Source organism: Streptomyces sp. NPDC046122, assembly GCF_056429965.1.
In genome coordinates, this window is sequence record NZ_JBWKLQ010000003.1 from 362,683 (window position 1) to 379,009 (window position 16,327).

Below are 16,327 nucleotides of genomic sequence, written 5' to 3' on the forward strand. Positions count from 1 at the left end.
CTCCAGATGCCGACACCTGTTCCGGACGGTGCGCCCCATACCGTACGGGGGCCGCGCCGCGCCGTACACCGGCCGGAGCGGATTCGCGGCGCGGACCGGTGGCCGGGCGAGTGAACCGGGGGCGCGTTTGGCGGGCAGCGCGTGCGCGCGAGGGGCACGGGGCCGACGCTGAGTCCATGTCTCATCACCTCAGCGGACCGAACCTGCGGTCGCCCATGGACGACGCCCGGCTGGACCTGACGGATCTGTTCGTGTTCACCGTGCCCGGCGACCGCACCGTCCTGATCATGAACGTCCACCCGATCGCCCCGGCCACGGGTGCGGCGTTCCATCCGGACGCGGTCTACCGCATCGATGTCGACATCGACGGTGACGAACGGGCCGACGCGGCGTTCAGCTTCGTCTTCTCCCCGCCCTCCGGCGGTCAGCAGACGGCGAGTGTGTACTGGGCGACGGGGGCGCAGGCCCGCAGCCGGGAGCCGGGCGGACAGCAGATCATCGCCGAGGCGCCGGTCTCCTTCGGCGTGCGGCCGAACGTGATCGAAGCCGGGCCCTACCTCTTCTCCGCCGGTCTGCGCAGCGACCCCTTCTTCGCCGACCTCGACGGGATCGTCAAGGACTTCCAGTGGACCGGCGTCGACTGGGGAGCCGACAAGAACGTCCTCGGCATCGTGCTGGAGATCCCCAGCGAGGAACTGGACGCCGACCCCATCGGCGTCTGGGCGCGGGTGAGCGTGCGTCAGGACGGGCAGCTGAGGTCCGTCGACCGGGGCGCCCACCCCTCCCTGACGGCGTACTTCAACGCCGAGGAGACGAAGACCGCCTACAACGAGGGGGAGCCCGCGGCGGACTGGGACACGTACCGCGAGGCGTGGACGGAGGTGCTCCGGCACACCGGCGGCTACGACGCCCGCACCGCCGAGGAGGTGCTGCGCACGGTCCTGCCGGACATCCTGATCTACGACCGGGGGCGCACGGCCGCGTACCCGAACGGCCGTACCCTGACCGACGACGTCACGTCCGCGCGCCTGGCCATGATCTCCGGCGGCAAGGTCGCCGGCGACCACATCGGCCCGCACACGGACCTGCTCCCCGAGTTCCCCTACCTGGGGCCGCCCCACCCCGGTCCCGTGGCCCCCTAGCCCCGCGCGGCGTGCTGGGCGGCGAGCCGTACGGGGGCGTCGGCCAGGCCGAAGCCGCGGTAGCCGCCGACGCGCTGGACGATCTCGAAGAAGACCCGGCCGACGGTGACCGTGCACAGGCGCAGGTACTCGCCGTCCTCGTCCCTGTCGTACATCAGCCCCAGCTCGCGCAGTTCGCGGTGCCGCTCCTCGCCCAGGTCGTAGCGGGCCCGCAGGTCGTCGTAGTAGTTGCCCGGGACGGGCAGCAGCACGTCGTCGGGCAGAGCCCGGAGCCGGCGCGCGGTTGCGGTGATGTCGTCGTCGGCGAGCGCGATGTGCTGCCCCGGCAGTTCCCGCGCGCCCCCGCGCGCGATGTCGAGGACGAGGCGGACCGCACCGGTGACGTCGGACATGGCGCGGCTGCGCGCCAGACCGTACGGGTCGGCCACTTCGACGCTCTCGTGCGGCCGCAGCCCGAGCACCGTGCGGTAGAACAGCGCCGCCTCGTCGAAGCGTTCCCAGGGATGGCCGAGCGCCACGTGGTCGATGCGCGACACATGGCCACCGGGCGGCGTCACGGCGTCGAAGCGCTCGCGCCACGCCGTGGGATCGGCGCCGCAGAAGAACAGTTCGGTGCCGTCCGGCGCGACGACGGCGTCAAGCGGCGCCTCGGCGGGTCCACGGTGACGGGCGAGCACGGGCGCCAGCAGGGCCGTGGCGCGCTCCGCGGACAGCGCCGGGTCCGCGGACTCCAGCCCGATGGCCACCAGGGAGGTGTCGGTGGGGCTTTCGGGGTGCACGCGGCTGAGGAGGATCCTGGCCACGCCCTGCTCCCACAGCTCGACCGGTTTCGTCTCGTGCTGTCCCGTACGGGCGAATCCCAGGGCGGTGAGCAGGCCGCCCAGGCGCTTGTGGTCACGGGTCGCCAGCTCGACGAAGGCGAACCCTTCGGGCCGCACGGGCGGGGGAAGGGGAGAAGGGGCGCCGAGCACCTGCGTCACCGACTCCTCCAGCGCGATCAGGGACCGCATCCCGTCGAGGGCCGTCCGCCCGGTGTCCGCCTGCCGGAACGCGTCGTTGAAGATCTCCAGTGACAGCGGGCCCGTGTAGCCGGTGCGCAGCACACGGGCGAGCAGCCCGGCGAGGTCGAAGCCGCCCTGGCCGGGGAAGCAGCGGTAGTGGCGGCTCCACTGGAGTACGTCCATGGCGAGCAGCGGCGCATCGGCGAGCTGGAGGAAGAAGATCTTGTCGCCGGGGATCGCCTCGATGCCTCCCGGATCCGTTCCGCGCGACAGGATGTGGAAGCTGTCCAGGCACAGGCCGAGGTTCGGCCGGGCGGCCGCCCGGACGATCCGCCAGGCATGCGGGTACGTGGCGACATGCCGGCCCCAGGCCAGCGCCTCGTACGCGATCCTGATGCCGTGCGCGGCGGCCCGGTCGGCCAGCAGGCGCAACTGCTCGGCGGCGAGTTCGTCGTCGTCGGCGCAGTCGGGGGAGACGTTCGAGCTCACGAGCATCATGTCCGCGCCGAGCCGTTCCATCAGCCGGAACTTGTGCTCGGCCCGCCGCAGATTGTCCGCGAGCCGCTCGGGGGCGACCGCCTCGAAGTCGCGGAAGGGCTGATAGAGGTCGATGCCGAGGCCGAGCTCCTCGGCCCGCTCCCGGATCCGCTCCGGTGGCAGCGGGCAGCCGAGCAGGTCGGTCTCGAAGATCTCCACGCCGTCGAACCCGGCCCGGGCGACGGCTTCCAGCTTCTCGGTCAGGGAACCGCTGACGGAGACGGTGGCGATGGACTTGCGCATGAGGTGCTCCTGCCTGGGCGGCGTCGGGGGCGGGCGGGCCGCCCGGTCGCAGCGGCTCGCGTGCGGGCGGGCGCCCGACCCCGGCTCATGTCCGCGCGCGCTCCGGAAACGCGTGCACCGCCGTCGGACGGCCGGCCCGTCCGCCGTCCAGCGTGCGACAGCCGCCGCCCTCGGCCCGCGCGGCAGCCCCGTGTCGGGCGCCCGGTCGACCACATCGGCGCCCCGGCACCCCGGATGCAGCAGTCGGGCGGAGCGGGGGCGCCGCTGCGCGGGTGTTCCCCGGAGCCCGGAGCCCGGAGCCCCGGCGCGTCGGCTGCCGTCCTGGGGGCGCCCGTCGCCGTAACGTGGACGGGGCCGTCACCGTGCGGACCCCGGTGGGCACTTGATGCGCCGTCACCTCAGCGGTGCCGCGTGTTTTCCCCAAGGGCCTCCGCGACCCCTGGTGCCCCGGTGCGCGCGCGGCGATGCTGTGGGCGGCGGCCCTCACCGCCCGCCGCCCCTCCAACATGCCGTTACCCGGGAGGACTTGTGGGACTTGGCACAGCCGGCCCCCTCGGACGGTCCGTCGTGCTCCTCACGACCGTGGCCGCCCTGACCGCCGGGGCGACCGCCCCCGCCGCCGCCGGCACGACCCCCGACCCCCGCCCCCGCGACGCCGCCGAAATCCTCCGGCCCGTCGCGCCGCCTCCCGCGAGCGCCCCGGACACGAGCCCCCGTTCCGTCGTCGACGGCGACGGCATCGAGACCGCCCGCAGCGTCCGCCCGGTCGCCCCGGGCGTCCGCCTCACCTCGTACGACCGCCTCGAGTCCGACAAGTGGCTCCGCGTGGACGCGCTCTCCGTCGACCTCGACGGCGGCGGCGTACAGGCCGACTACCTCCACTCGGGCAAGGTCTCCGACCGCCGCACGGTCTCCGCGCTCGCCGCCGCGCACGACCCCGGCGCGGGCCGCCGTACCGTCGCCGCGTTCAACGCCGACTTCTTCGACATCAACCAGACCGGGGCTCCCCAGGGGCCCGGCGTCAGGGCCGGCCGGCCCGTCCACTCACCGGCCCCCGGCGCCCACCGCGCCGTCGGCATCGGCCCCGGCGGCGCGGGCCGCGTGCTCCAGGTGTACTTCGAGGGCACGCTCACCCTGCCCGCCGGGACGCACCCCCTGGCCGCGTACAACGCGGCCAACGTGCCCGCCGGGGGAGTGGGGGCGTACACCTCCGGCTGGGGCGCCGCCGACCGGGCGCTGACCGTGGACGCCGCGACCCCCGTCGCCGAAGCGGCCGTACGGGACGGCAGAGTCGTCGCGGTCGACGACCGGCCCGGCACCGGCCCCGTCCCGGAGGGCACCACGGTCCTCGTCGGCCGGGAAGCCGGGGCAGCGGTCCTGAGCGCGCTGAAGCCGGGTGACCCGGTGGCGATGGAGTACCGGGCGCGCACCGACGGCGGCCCCGTGCCGCGCACCGCCGTCGGCGGCCGCGAACTGCTGGTCGTGGACGGCGTACCGCAGAACCACGACGGCCAGGGCAACAACGCCGCAGCTCCCCGCACCGCCGTCGGCTTCTCCAGGGACGGCGGCGAGATGCAGGTCATCACCGTCGACGGCCGCCAGGCCGACAGCGGCGGAGTCACACTGACCGAACTCGCCCTGATGATGAAGCGCGCCGGATCGCACAGCGCGCTGAACCTCGATGGCGGCGGCTCGTCGACCCTGACCGCCCGCGCCCCCGGCAGCGACGCGCTGCGGGTGGAGAACAGCCCGTCCGACGGCAGCGAGCGCACCGTACCCAACGGCCTCGCCCTGACCGCCCCCGACGGCAGCGGAGACCTGCGCGGCTACTGGGTCGGCACGCGTACGCCCGCCCTCGGCGCACCGACCGCCGACCCCGTCAGGGGCGGCCACCCCGACCGGGTCTTCCCGGGCCTGACACGGCAGCTCACCGCCGACGGCCACGACGAGACGTACGGTCCGGCCCAGGGCGACCCGCGCTGGCGCAGCTCCCGCGCGTCCGTGGGCACGGTCGACGGGAACGGGCTGTTCACGGCCCGCCGCGGCGGGACCACGCGGGTGCGCGCACACCGCGGACCCGCCGACGGCGCCATCCGGCTCACCGTCCTCGACGACCTCGCCCGCATCGAACCGACCACCCGGCGCGTCGGGCTCGCCGACGCGGCGGCGACCGGCACGTTCGGCATCGTTGGTTACGACACCCACGGCTCCACCGCCCCCGTCGAGCCGCGCGACGTACGACTCGACTACGACCGTTCACTCTTCGACATCCGCGACGACGGCCGGGGCAGCTTCACCGTCGCCTCCCGCACGGGCGGGGGCGCCGGACGGATCACGGCCACCGTGGACGGCGCGGTCACCTCGCTCGCCGTCGGCGTCGGGCTCACCGAGCAGGCGGTGTCCGCGCTCGACGACGCCGCGTCCTGGACGTTCGGCCAGGCGCGCGCGAGCGGCTCTGTCGCGGCCACCCCCGAAGGCCGCACCGGCACCGGACTGAGACTCACGTACGACTTCACGCAGTCGACGGCGACCCGCGCCGCCTACGCCTACCCGCCCCGGCCACCGGTCGCCGTGGCCGGCCGGCCCCAGTCCTTCACTCTGTGGATCAAGGGCGACGGCAAGGGAGCCTGGCCGACCCTGCACCTGAAGGACGCGGAGGGCTCCGACCAGCTCCTGCGCGGGCCGTTCCTCACCTGGACCGGCTGGCGGCAGGTCACCTTCGCCGTACCGCCGGGCGCGGCCCAGCCGCTGGCGGTCCAGCGCTTCTACCTCGCCGAGACGGCGGCCGACAAGCAGTACACCGGTGAGATCGTCATCGACACGCTCGGCGCGCAGGTGCCGCCCGCCGTCGACCTGCCGGACCAGCCCGTGCCCGTCGATCCGCTCATCGGCCCGGCGGCCCGGACGGAGGCGAGGGACTGGCAGTTCGCGGTGATGTCCGACGCCCAGTTCGTCGCCCGCGACCCGGACAGCGCGATCGTGACGCGGACGCGCCGCACCCTGCGCGAGATCAGAGCGGCAGGCCCCGACTTCCTCGTCGTCAACGGAGACCTCGTCGACGAGGGCTCACCGGCCGACCTCGCCTTCGCCCGCCGCATCCTGACCGAGGAGCTCGGGGACGCCCTGCCCTGGTACTACGTACCGGGAAACCACGAGGTGATGGGCGGGAAGATCGACCACTTCATCGCCGAATTCGGCCCCGCCCACCGGACGTTCGACCACCGGGGCACCCGGTTCATCACCCTGGACACGTCGAGCCTGAGCCTGCGCGGCGGCGGCTTCGCACAGATCAAGAACCTGCGCGCGCAGCTCGACGCGGCGTCCGGCGACGACAGTGTCGGCTCGGTCGTGCTGATCCAGCACGTCCCGCCGCGCGACCCGACCCCGCAGCAGGGAAGCCGGCTGACAGACCGCAAGGAGGCGGCGCTGATCGAACGCTGGCTGGCCGACTTCCGCCGTACGACCGGGAAGGGGGCGGGGCTGATCGGCAGCCACGTCGGGGTCTTCCACGCCGCCCGCGTGGACGGCGTGCCCCACCTGGTCAACGGCAACACCGGGAAGACGCCGGCCGGCCCGCCGGACCGGGGCGGCTTCACCGGCTGGTCGCTGGTGGGCGTCGACGCGGTCTCGCGCGCCGAACAGGCGGCCGCCCGACAGCGCCCCTGGGAAGGCGGCCCGGACTGGGCCTCGGTCCAGACCCGCGCCCACGTGGACGCGCTGGCGCTGGACGCCCCGTCGGCGCTGCCTCCCGGCCGCGACGCGGCGGTGCGGGCCACCGTCACCCAGGGCACGCGCCGGGTGCCGGTCGCCTTCCCGCTGAGCGCGGACTGGACGGGCTCCCCGAACCTTCACATCGGTCCGGCGCGGGACGCGCGCCCCCGCCACACCGCGGCCTTCGACCCGGCGACGGGGACCCTGACGGCCCTGCGCCCCGGCACGGTCACCCTCGCGGTGACGGTCAACGGCACGACACAGCGCGCCGAGGTCCGCGTCGCCCCGGCGGATGCCGGGGAGGTGACGGCGCACCGGGCCGGGGCCGCACCTTCACGGTGACCCGCGGCGGCAGGCCGGGCCCCTTCCGAAACGCGGGATCCCCGGCCTGCCGCACGGGCGGCCCGCTCGGACGGTGCGCTGTCCGTACGACGGTTGCGACCGGGACGGGGCCCTGGCGCGCGGGCCAACGCCGTGCCCGCTCACGTCTTGCGGTAGTCGTACGCCTCTCCGGCCGCCGCCTCCACCGCCGCCAGGTCCGCGCCCGCCGACGCGGTGACCACCGCGGCGACCGCTCCCTCGACGAACGGCGCGTCCACCAGCCGCGTCCCGTCCGGCAGTTCGTCGCCCTCGGCCAGCAGCGCCTTCACCGTGAGCACCGCGCTGCCGAGGTCGGCCAGGACGGCCACCCCCGCCCCCGAGTCGACCGACCGGGCCGCCTCGGAGATCAGCTCCGCACTCGTCCCGAGGCCCCCGTCGGGCGTGCCGCCCGCGGCGGCCACCGGCGCGGTCTCCCTGCCGCCGGCGAGCCCCTTCGCCAGCTCGGCGACGGAGGAGGCGACCGACGCGCTGTGCGACACGAGCACGACGCCGACGAGCTTCCCGGCGTTCACGCCGCCGCCTCCGCCGCCCCGGCGAGCGCGCCGATCAGCAGGGCCGACGACGTCGCCCCCGGGTCCTGGTGGCCCACGCTGCGTTCGCCCAGGTAGCTCGCGCGGCCCTTGAGCGCCCGCATCGGCACGGTCGCGAGCGCCCCCTCGTCGGCCGCGCGCCGCGCGGCGTCGAGCGAGAGCGACTCCGTGAGCGCGCCGGCCGCCGGGATCAGCGCGTCCAGCATCGTCTTGTCCCCGGCCTTCGCCCCGCCGAGCTGCGCCACCGCGTCGACGCCCGCGCCCAGCGCCGAGGCGAGCCGCTCGGGCGTGACCTCGGCGTCCTCGCCGAGCGCCTTGCCCGTACGCCGCAGCAGTGTCCCGAACAGCGGCCCGGAGGCTCCGCCCACCGTCGAGATCAGCTGCCGTCCGGCGAGCACCAGCACGGCGCCGGGCGTGGCGGGCGGCTCCTTCTCCAGCGCGGCGGCGACGGCCGCGAAGCCGCGTTGCAGGTTGCTGCCGTGATCGGCGTCGCCGATGGCCGAGTCCAGCTCGGTGAGCCGGCCGGCCTCACGGTCCACGGCTGCGGCCATGGCCGACATCCAGCGGCGGAAGAACGCGGTGTCGAGTACAGGCACGGGGTCTCCTTGCGCGCGATCGTGCTGAGGGGGTCTGGATGAGGGGGTCTGGATGAGGGGCGTACGTCGTCTCAGCGGCCCCAGCGGAGCGCCGGGGTCTCGACCGGCGCGTCCCACAGGCGCAGCAGCTCCTCGTCGACCTGGCACAGCGTCACCGAGCAGCCCGCCATGTCCAGGGAGGTGACGTAGTTCCCGACGAGCGTACGGGCGACGGCGACGCCCCGCTCGGACAGCACGCGCTGCACCTCGGCGTTGAACCCGTACAGCTCCAGCAGCGGGGTGGCGCCCATGCCGTTGACGAGTGCGAGCACGGGCCGCGTCGGCCGCAGGTCCTCCAGCACCGCGTCGACCGCGAAGTCCGCGATCTCGCCCGAGGTCATCATCGGCCGCCGCTCCCGCCCCGGCTCGCCGTGGATGCCGATGCCCAACTCCAGTTCGCCGGGCGGAAGATCGAACGTCGGCGTGCCCTTCGCGGGCGTGGTGACCGCGCTGAGGGCGACCCCGAAGCTCCGGGACGACGCGTTCACCCGGCGCGCGACGGCTTCGACCCGCTCCAGCGGCGCGCCCTCCTCGGCGGCGGCGCCCGCGATCTTCTCGACGAAGAGCGTCGCACCCGTACCGCGCCGGCCCGCCGTGAAGGTGCTGTCGGCCACGGCGACGTCGTCGTCGACGAGGACCGTGGCGACCTGGATGCCCTCGTCCTCGGCCAGTTCGGCGGCCATGTCGAAGTTGAGCACGTCGCCGGTGTAGTTCTTGACGACGAAGAGGACTCCCTGCCCGCTGTCGACGGCGGCGGCGGCCCGCACCATCTGGTCCGGAACGGGCGAGGTGAAGACCTCGCCGGGACACGCGGCGGACAGCATTCCGGGCCCGACGAAACCGCCGTGCAGCGGCTCGTGCCCGCTGCCGCCGCCCGAGACCAGGCCCACCCGGCCCGCCACGGGCGCGTCGGACCGCACGACGACACGGTTCTCCACGTCGACCGTCAGCCGGGGATGCGCGGCGGCCATCCCGCGCAGCGCGTCGGCGACGACCGTCTCGGCGACGTTGATGAGCATTCTCAACGGGATCTCCTGACGAGGTGGGCGTGGGCATACCGGCAGGGGCTGGGCTCGGAGGACGCGTTCGCGGGCATCATGACGGACTGTCGTGCGCCCGAGGAGCCGCGACGGCCGACGGTGCCCAGGGTAGGCGCGGCGGCCCGTCAGCGCACCGGCTCCAGGCACAGGGCGGAGCCGTCCCTGCTGTACTCCGGGGAGAGGATGTACGCGCCGGGGGCGCAGTCCGCGTTCGGCGCCACGCGGTACTGGCTGTCGTCGCCGGAACAGCCCACCTGTTCGATGTCCTGCTCGGGCCAGTCGGCGTCGTTGCGGACGCAGTCGCCGACCGACACCCGCGCCGTCGCGTTCTCAGCGCCCGCCACCAGGCCGACGGCGATCAGCACGGTCACCAGGGCGAGCGACAGCCCGACGGCGACCAGGGGGACGAGCGCCGGCGGCCTGGCCAGGACCCGCTTGCCGGGATCCAGGGGGCGGCGCACGGCGCCGACCGGTTCGGGAAGGCGGCGCAGCACGGCGCGGGGGCCGAGGTTGAGGAGCACCGTGAAGGGCGTGATGACGGCCGACAGGGGACCCCACCAGCCCTGCCACAGCGTGGCGGCGGTCATGCTCCGGTAGAACGACGTTCCGCAGTCGCGGCAGAAGTCGCCTTCCCGCTTGAGGAAGCGCATGATCACCAGGAAGCCCTGGTGGCCGCGTATGACCGCGTGCGCGGCCGGCCGCGCACCGCACACCTGGCAGGAGGGCCCGGCGGGGCCGCCGGGCGGAGCACCCCAGTGGGGCGCCGGGTCCGCGTACGGCGAAGGGCCTCCGTAGGGGGCGCCGCCCCACGGCGGCGCCGGGGCGCCGTACGGTGCGCCGCCCCCATGTGGCGCCGGGGCGCCGTACGGTGCGGAGGGGTACGAGCCGGGTGGCGGCGGGGTGGACACGGCGATCTCCTGGCAGTTGACGACGGATCACCCTAACCAGCGCCGGCGGCCGGGCCCGGTACGGGGCGGACCGGCCGCCGGGGCCCCGCCTCAGGCAGGCCCAACGGCCGGTGGCGTTCCGGGTCCGTCACCGGCGGCGAACCGGCCGGCCGCGCGGAGGAACACGTCGTTCTCCCGAGGCAGTCCGACCGTGACCCGCACGCCCTCCCCGGGGAAGGGGCGCACCAGCACGCCGTGGCGGGCGCAGAAGTCGGCGAAACCGGCGGCGCGCCCCGCCAGCGGCAGCCACAGGAAGTTGGCCTGTGAGCGCGGCACCGGGTAGCCGTCCCCCAGCAGCCGGCCGCGCAGCCTCTCCCGTTCCCGGACCACCGCCGCGCAGCGCTCCCGTACGTCCCCGGGATGGTCGAGGACGGCGAGCGCCGCCGCCTGCGCGAGCCGGCTGACCGCGAACGGGACCGCCACCTTGTGCAGCGCCGACACCACGGCGGGCGCGGCGACGCAGTAGCCGACGCGCACCCCGGCCAGCCCGTACGCCTTGGAGAACGTACGCAGCACCGCGACGTTCCCGTGCTCCCGGGCCAGCGCCACCCCGTCCGGCACCCCGGGACCGGTGGCGAACTCCCGGTACGCCTCGTCCAGTACGACCAGGACCCGGTCGGGCAGCCTGCGGAGGAACGCCCGCAGCTCCGCTTCGCCCACCGCGGTGCCGGTGGGGTTGTTCGGGGTGCACAGGAACACGACCCGGGTGTCGGGGGTGACCGCGTCGAGCATCGCTGCGAGGTCGTGCCGGTGCTGCGCGTCGAGCGGGACCGTACGCGCCCGGACCCCGGCGACCCGGGCGAAGACCGGGTAGGCGTCGAAGGAGCGCCAGGCGCAGAGGACTTCGTCGCCCGGACCGCAGAACGCCTGGATCAGGTCGCGGCAGAGACTGACCGACCCGCAGCCCACGGCGATCCGCTCCCCGGGGACGGCGAGGTCCGCCGCCAGCCGGCCGACGAGGGTGTCGGAGAACCACTCGGGGTAGCGGTGGCTCTCGGCGGCGGCGCGGGCGATCGCCTCCACCACCGATGGCGGGGGCGGCAGCGGCGCCTCGTTGGAGTTGAGCAGGATCGCGCCGGGGGCGTGCCCCGGGATGTTGTAGTCGGGAACGGCGGCCAGGTCGGCCCGGGCAGCGACAGCCATGGGTTTCCTCGGGGAGCGGGCGGGCGGCGGGTCAGTGCGGGGCCAGGCGGAACACGTCGTCCGCCCACTGCCCGATCCGGCGATGGTCGGCGAGGAGCTGCTCCTGGCTGTCACCGGTCAGGAAGACCCGCAGCGGGCTGGACAGCAGGTCGGTGGTGGGCCGCATCCGGTCGCCGGGGGCCAACCTCGGCACGGCCAGGTGCACGGTGTCCAGGGCGGCGATCCGGGCGAGCGCGTCCTCGTCGACGGCCTCGACCACACCCTCGCGCCCGGTCCGCACGTGCACGACCATCGCTTCCCGGTGCTTGCGGTACAGCGTGTCGCCCGCGTGCGCCCGGTCGTACTCCCGCGGCCGTACGCAGGCCAGTGCCAGCAGGTCCGCCTGGTTGCCGTCGAGGCAGGAGTCGTGGTGGCCGGGGTTCATGAGCCCGTTGAGCCGCGCGCCCACTTCCACCAGGACCGGCCCGGCGGCGGTCAGCATGATCTCGGCGTGAGCGGCGCCGAACCGGATGTCCAGCGCGTCGAGGACGGTGTCCAGGTAGGCGACCAGCCCGGCGACGGGCGGCGCGCCGGGATCGAGCAGCACGTCCCGGTCGTAGACCGGCCGCGGCCCGACGAACGTCTTCTCGTACCGCCAGACGCCGCACACGTGCCGGCCGCCGCCCGGCCCCCTGACCACGTCGACGACGTACTCCGTGCCGTCCAGGAACGACTGGACCAGGACCTCGGTGTTGTGACGGCCGAAGATGTCGTGGCTGCCGAGGATCTCGGCGACCGCCGCGCGGACACCGCCGGGGCCGCGGCAGACGGAGACCTTGTCGGTGGAGGCCGAGCTGAGCGGCTTGACGACCACCGGGTAGCCGGTGGTCTGCGCCCAGGCGAGCACCTCGTCGGCGTCGGCGGACTTCAGCTGGTCGGCGCAGCGGATCCCGGCCGCGCGCAGCGCCTCGATCATGCGGTACTTGTCGCGCCGCAGGGCGGAGGTGGCGGACGGGTTGCCGGGCAGGCCCAGCAGCTCGGCCATCGCGTCGGCAGGCGGGACTCCGGTCTCCTGGCCGGGCAGCACTCCGCAGGGGCCGTACGCCGCCAGCTCCTTGGCGGTGCGGGCGGGATCGGCCGCGTCCAGCACCGTGTTGGACAGGTAGGGGCGCAGGTCCGGCGGCGGAACGGAGTCCAGGAACGCCGGGGTGCTCTGCAGATGGACGACGTCGGCGCCCAGCCGCCGGAAGGCGGCGGGCAGGTACGCGCCGACGGAGTAGCCGTCGACGATCACGCCGACGGGGGCGCCGTTGCCGGTGACGGGCACAGCGGTTCCTTTCCTCGGGAGGGTGGGGTGCCCTCAGGCGGCGACGCTGACCCGGTGGACGGTCCGGGAGACGCCGGGCGGCAGGCCGGTCGCCAGGTGATAGGTGGTCGCCGTCTTCCACAACAGCAGGTCGTTGGGGGTCCAGCGGTGGGTGTACGTGTGGTCGGGGTCGGCCAGGAGGGAGTCCACCAGGTCGAAGAACTCCTCGTTGCCGTTGGCGTCGAGGCCGACGACCCGGTCCGTGTAGGCGCGGGCGCCGTACAGGAAGCGGCGCCCGGTGTGCGGGTCGCGGCGCACGACGGGGTGCTCGACGGGCGGGTACTGGCGGGCGACCAGCTCCTGGACCTCGGCGATCGACAGGCCCACGTGCTCCGGGGCGACGCGCTGCTGCTTGGTGAGGGTGTGCAGCGCCGTGAGTCCTTCGAGGCGGGCCTGCCACCCGGGCGGCAGCCGGTCGTACACGTCGGCGGCGCTTGCGAAGAGGGTGTGGCCGCAGTCCCGCGGCACGTTGACGCCGTGGAGCACGGTGTAGGCGGACGGGTCGGCGTCGAAGGAGGAGTCCTGGTGCCAGAAGTGGCCGACCCGCTCGATGCCGACGGGCCGGCCGCCCTCGCGCTCGTTGGAGGAGACGAGGATCTCGGGGTACTCGGGGTGGCGCCAGTCGGCCAGCACGAAGGGCACCGGACTGCCCAGCCGGGCGGCGAAGCCGATCTGCTGGCCCGGGGTGAGGTCGACGCCCCGGACGACGACCAGGTCGCGCCGGTGCAGCGAGGCGGCGATGTCGTCGAACACCTCGGGTCGGGTCAGCTCGTCGTGTGTCAGTCCGGTGTATTCGACGCCGATGAAGGGGGTCAGGTCGCGCTTTCGCACGGTTCCTCCTTGTGCCAGGTGTAGGGGTGGGTGCGGGCGGCGAGCAGCAGCAGGCATGCGGCGCAGACGGCCGCTCCCGCGACGGCCCACGGGGCGCCCGGGTGGCCGGGGCCGCTGAGGTGCAGGGCCACCTGCGGGGCCGCGATGAACGCCAAATTGACGCCGCCGGAGTACAGGCCCATGCGGCGGTCGGCCGCCGGCCCGGAGAGCCGGCTGACGTAGTCGAGCAGCGCGGGGAAGACGACGATCTCCCCGGCTGTCCAGACGACGGTGGCGAGCACCATCGCCGGACCCGTCTCGGCGACCGCCATGAGCAGGAAGCCGGCGCCGGCCAGGATGTATCCGATCAGCAGCGCGGGAAGGTCGCCGACGCCGGCGGTCCGGACGTTCAGGGGGACCTCGAACAGGACGATCCCGAGAGCGTTGACGGTGAACACGACGCCGGCCCAGTAGCCGGGCAGGCCGAGCCCGACGATGACGTACGTGCTGACGAAGACGGACGGCAGCGCGTACGCCAGCTGAATGGGCAGCGAGAGGCCGAAGGCCGCCCAGAACCGGGTGCTTTCGGGCAGCGTCGCCCTGGCCCGCCGCCGGGGCTTCGTACGGAGGCCCGTGCGCGCCGCGCTTCCCCGCGCGGTGCGGTCGCGGCGCGCGTACAGGTGCGCGGCGGCCGCCGCGACGCCCAGCGCGTTGGCCCAGAACACCGCGTACGGGTCGAACGCGAAGATCAGGGCGCCGATCAGGGGCCCCACCGCCATGCCGAGATTGATGGCGAGGCGGTAGCAGGAGAAGGCGACCTTGCGTTCCTCCGGCCGCGACTGCGCGAGGGTGGCCGCGTACGCCGCCGGGGTGACGATCTCGTACGCGAACCCCCACACCAGGACCCCGGCGGCGAGCGCCGGCAGGCCGCTCAGCAGAGGGACCGCGGCGACCACGACGGCCCCGAGCAGGAAGCCGCCCAGCATCACGGTGTACGGGCGCAGCCGCCCCAGCAGCGGCCCGGCCGCCACATCGGCGGCCAGCGCGCCGATGCCGAACCCGGCGACGGTCAGTCCGGCCGCGGACGCGTCCAGCCCTCCTTCGAGCAGCAGATGCGGAGCGAGGAAGGGATAGGCCATGGTGCCGGCGCGGAAGATCAGCGTCGTCGAGAACAGCGTCCGCAGGGGCGCCGGCAGCCCGGCCACCGTCCGCCAGGTCGTCGCGATCACGGGGCGTCCCGCGCGTCCGGCCGTACGGTGAGCATGCCGCCCGGGTTGAACAGGCCCGCCGGGTCCAGCGCGTCCTTGACCGCCCGGTGGACACGCATGCCTACGGGCCCCACTTCCCGCTCCAGCCACTCCTGTTTGAGCTTTCCGACACCGTGCTCGCCGGTGATGGTGCCGCCGAGTTCGAGCGCCAGGGCCAGGATCGCGTCGAAGGCGACGCGGGCGCGGGCGTACTCCCGCGGGCTCGACCGGTCGTACAGCACGGTGGGGTGCATGTTGCCGTCGCCCGCGTGGCCGACGACCGCGACCGTCAGCGACGCCCGTGCGCCGATCTGCGCGCAGCCGTCGACGAGTTCGGCGATACGGGTCCGGGGCACGGCCACGTCCTCGGTCATGCACGCGCCCTGCGCCTCCAGGGCGGTGAGGCTCACCCGGCGGGCCCGCAGCAGCAGGCCGCCCTCCGCCGGGTCCTGGGTGGCGTGCGTGTACACCGCGCCGGCCTGCCGGAACAGCTTCTCCATCCGGTCGAGTTCGGCTTCGCCGGCCACGCCGCCGGTGTCCGACTGGCACAACAGGAGCGCCTGGTCTCCGGCGCCCGCCAGGTCGGTGCGCAGGAAGGCCGACGACGCCCGCAGCGAGGTGGCGTCCATGATCTCCATCAGGGAGGGCACCAGGCCCGCCCGGACCACCCGGTTGACGCTCTCCCCGGCGGCCTTCACGGAGTCGAAGGCGGCGACGACGGTGCCGGGTGCCGCGGGCAGTGGCCGCAGGGCCAGCGTGGCCCGGGTGATGATGCCGAGCGTGCCCTCGCTGCCGACGAGCAGCCGCGTGAGGTCGTAGCCCGCGACGCCCTTGACGGTGCGCCGGCCGGTCCGCAGCAGCGAGCCGTCGGCGAGCACCGCCTCCACGCCCAGGACGTAGTCCCCGGTGACGCCGTACTTCCCGCAGCACAGGCCGCCGGCGTTGGTCGCCAGATTGCCGCCGATGGTGCAGGTGTCGAGACTCGACGGGTCCGGCGGGTAGAAGAGCCCCCGGGCCGCCGCGGCGGTTTTCAGGTCCTGGTTGATCACACCCGGTTCCACGACCGCGAGCCGGTTGTCCGCGTCGAGTTCCACGATCCGGTTCATCCGCGTGGTGACCAGGACGACGCAGCCGTCGAGGGCGTTGGCCGCGCCGGTCAGCCCGGTCCCGGCGCCGCGCGCGACGACCGGGACGCCGGCCGCCGCGCAGGCGCGCACGCACGCCCGCACCTGGTCCGTCCCCGTGGGCACGACCACGGCGAGCGGCCGGCCGTATGGGGCCAGCGGCATCATGTCATGGGCGTACCCGGCGGTGACCTCCGGATCGGTGAGCAGGCCGCCGGGGCCCACCGCCGCCCGCAGGGCCGCCAGCAGAGCGGCCGTCATGCCGGCCGCCCGTCGGACGGGGCGACGAGGATCGCCCGGGCGGGGCAGAGGTCGGCGGCCTCGTGGACGGCGTCCGCCAGGGCTTCGACCGGTGCGGGGTCGAGCAGCAGGACGACGCCGTCGGTGTCGTCCTGGTCGAAGACCTCGGGGGCGGACAGCACGCAGTGGCCGGCGCCGACGCAGCGGTCGGTTTCCAGCGTGACCTTCATGGGGGATCGGCTCCTTGAGCG

General features: G+C 74.6%; 13 protein-coding genes. 2 read left to right on the top strand and 11 right to left on the bottom strand.

Annotated elements, in window-relative coordinates; translation table 11 throughout:
- Positions 1-176: 176 nt before the first annotated feature.
- Entirely contained in the window at positions 177-1,142 is a 966-nt protein-coding gene (locus tag AC07FK_RS10950) for a DUF4331 family protein (RefSeq protein ID WP_479104495.1), read from the top strand.
- Here the strand turns inward: AC07FK_RS10950 and AC07FK_RS10955 are convergent.
- Complete coding sequence (locus AC07FK_RS10955; protein ID WP_479104497.1) at positions 1,139-2,923, bottom strand: bifunctional sugar phosphate isomerase/epimerase/4-hydroxyphenylpyruvate dioxygenase family protein; 1,785 nt, start codon at positions 2,921-2,923, stop codon at positions 1,139-1,141. The two genes, AC07FK_RS10950 and AC07FK_RS10955, sit on opposite strands and share 4 nt — an antisense overlap.
- Positions 2,924-3,451: 528 nt before the next feature.
- Here AC07FK_RS10955 and AC07FK_RS10960 point away from each other — a divergent pair.
- On the top strand, positions 3,452-6,976 hold the full coding sequence (locus AC07FK_RS10960) for a phosphodiester glycosidase family protein (RefSeq protein ID WP_479104498.1): 3,525 nt from the start codon (positions 3,452-3,454) through the stop codon (positions 6,974-6,976).
- A gap of 140 nt (positions 6,977-7,116) precedes the next feature.
- Here AC07FK_RS10960 and AC07FK_RS10965 read toward each other — a convergent pair whose 3' ends face one another.
- The 10 genes from AC07FK_RS10965 to AC07FK_RS11010 form a co-directional block, all read right to left on the bottom strand.
- Complete coding sequence (locus AC07FK_RS10965; RefSeq protein WP_479104499.1) at positions 7,117-7,527, bottom strand: PTS-dependent dihydroxyacetone kinase phosphotransferase subunit DhaM; 411 nt, start codon at positions 7,525-7,527, stop codon at positions 7,117-7,119.
- Positions 7,524-8,105: a dihydroxyacetone kinase subunit DhaL gene (gene dhaL, locus AC07FK_RS10970; RefSeq protein WP_479104960.1), complete on the bottom strand. Its 582-nt coding sequence runs from the start codon at positions 8,103-8,105 to the stop codon at positions 7,524-7,526. Before dhaL ends, AC07FK_RS10965 begins: the two co-directional genes overlap by 4 nt.
- Positions 8,106-8,212: 107 nt before the next feature.
- Positions 8,213-9,205, bottom strand: coding sequence for a dihydroxyacetone kinase subunit DhaK (gene dhaK, locus AC07FK_RS10975; protein ID WP_479104500.1), 993 nt, complete (start codon positions 9,203-9,205; stop codon positions 8,213-8,215).
- Positions 9,206-9,345: 140 nt separating this feature from the next.
- A complete protein-coding gene (locus AC07FK_RS10980; RefSeq protein WP_479104502.1) occupies positions 9,346-10,128 on the bottom strand; it encodes an LppU/SCO3897 family protein in 783 nt (260 codons plus the stop codon).
- Between the two features lie 90 nt (positions 10,129-10,218).
- Positions 10,219-11,310, bottom strand: a complete 1,092-nt coding sequence (gene hisC, locus AC07FK_RS10985) for a histidinol-phosphate transaminase (RefSeq protein ID WP_479104504.1) — start codon at positions 11,308-11,310, stop codon at positions 10,219-10,221.
- 31 nt (positions 11,311-11,341) lie between these two features.
- On the bottom strand, positions 11,342-12,616 hold the full coding sequence (locus tag AC07FK_RS10990; protein WP_479104506.1) for an ATP-grasp domain-containing protein: 1,275 nt from the start codon (positions 12,614-12,616) through the stop codon (positions 11,342-11,344).
- Positions 12,617-12,649: 33 nt separating this feature from the next.
- Positions 12,650-13,486, bottom strand: coding sequence for a TauD/TfdA dioxygenase family protein (locus tag AC07FK_RS10995; RefSeq protein WP_479104507.1), 837 nt, complete (start codon positions 13,484-13,486; stop codon positions 12,650-12,652).
- Positions 13,468-14,694 (bottom strand): MFS transporter, encoded by a 1,227-nt coding sequence (locus AC07FK_RS11000; RefSeq protein WP_479104509.1) that lies wholly within the window; start codon positions 14,692-14,694, stop codon positions 13,468-13,470. Before AC07FK_RS11000 ends, AC07FK_RS10995 begins: the two co-directional genes overlap by 19 nt.
- Positions 14,691-16,097, bottom strand: coding sequence for an FAD-binding oxidoreductase (locus AC07FK_RS11005; protein WP_479104511.1), 1,407 nt, complete (start codon positions 16,095-16,097; stop codon positions 14,691-14,693). Before AC07FK_RS11005 ends, AC07FK_RS11000 begins: the two co-directional genes overlap by 4 nt.
- Positions 16,094-16,306: a ferredoxin gene (locus AC07FK_RS11010; protein ID WP_479104512.1), complete on the bottom strand. Its 213-nt coding sequence runs from the start codon at positions 16,304-16,306 to the stop codon at positions 16,094-16,096. The genes AC07FK_RS11005 and AC07FK_RS11010 overlap by 4 nt, the downstream gene beginning before the upstream one ends.
- Positions 16,307-16,327 lie beyond the last annotated feature (21 nt).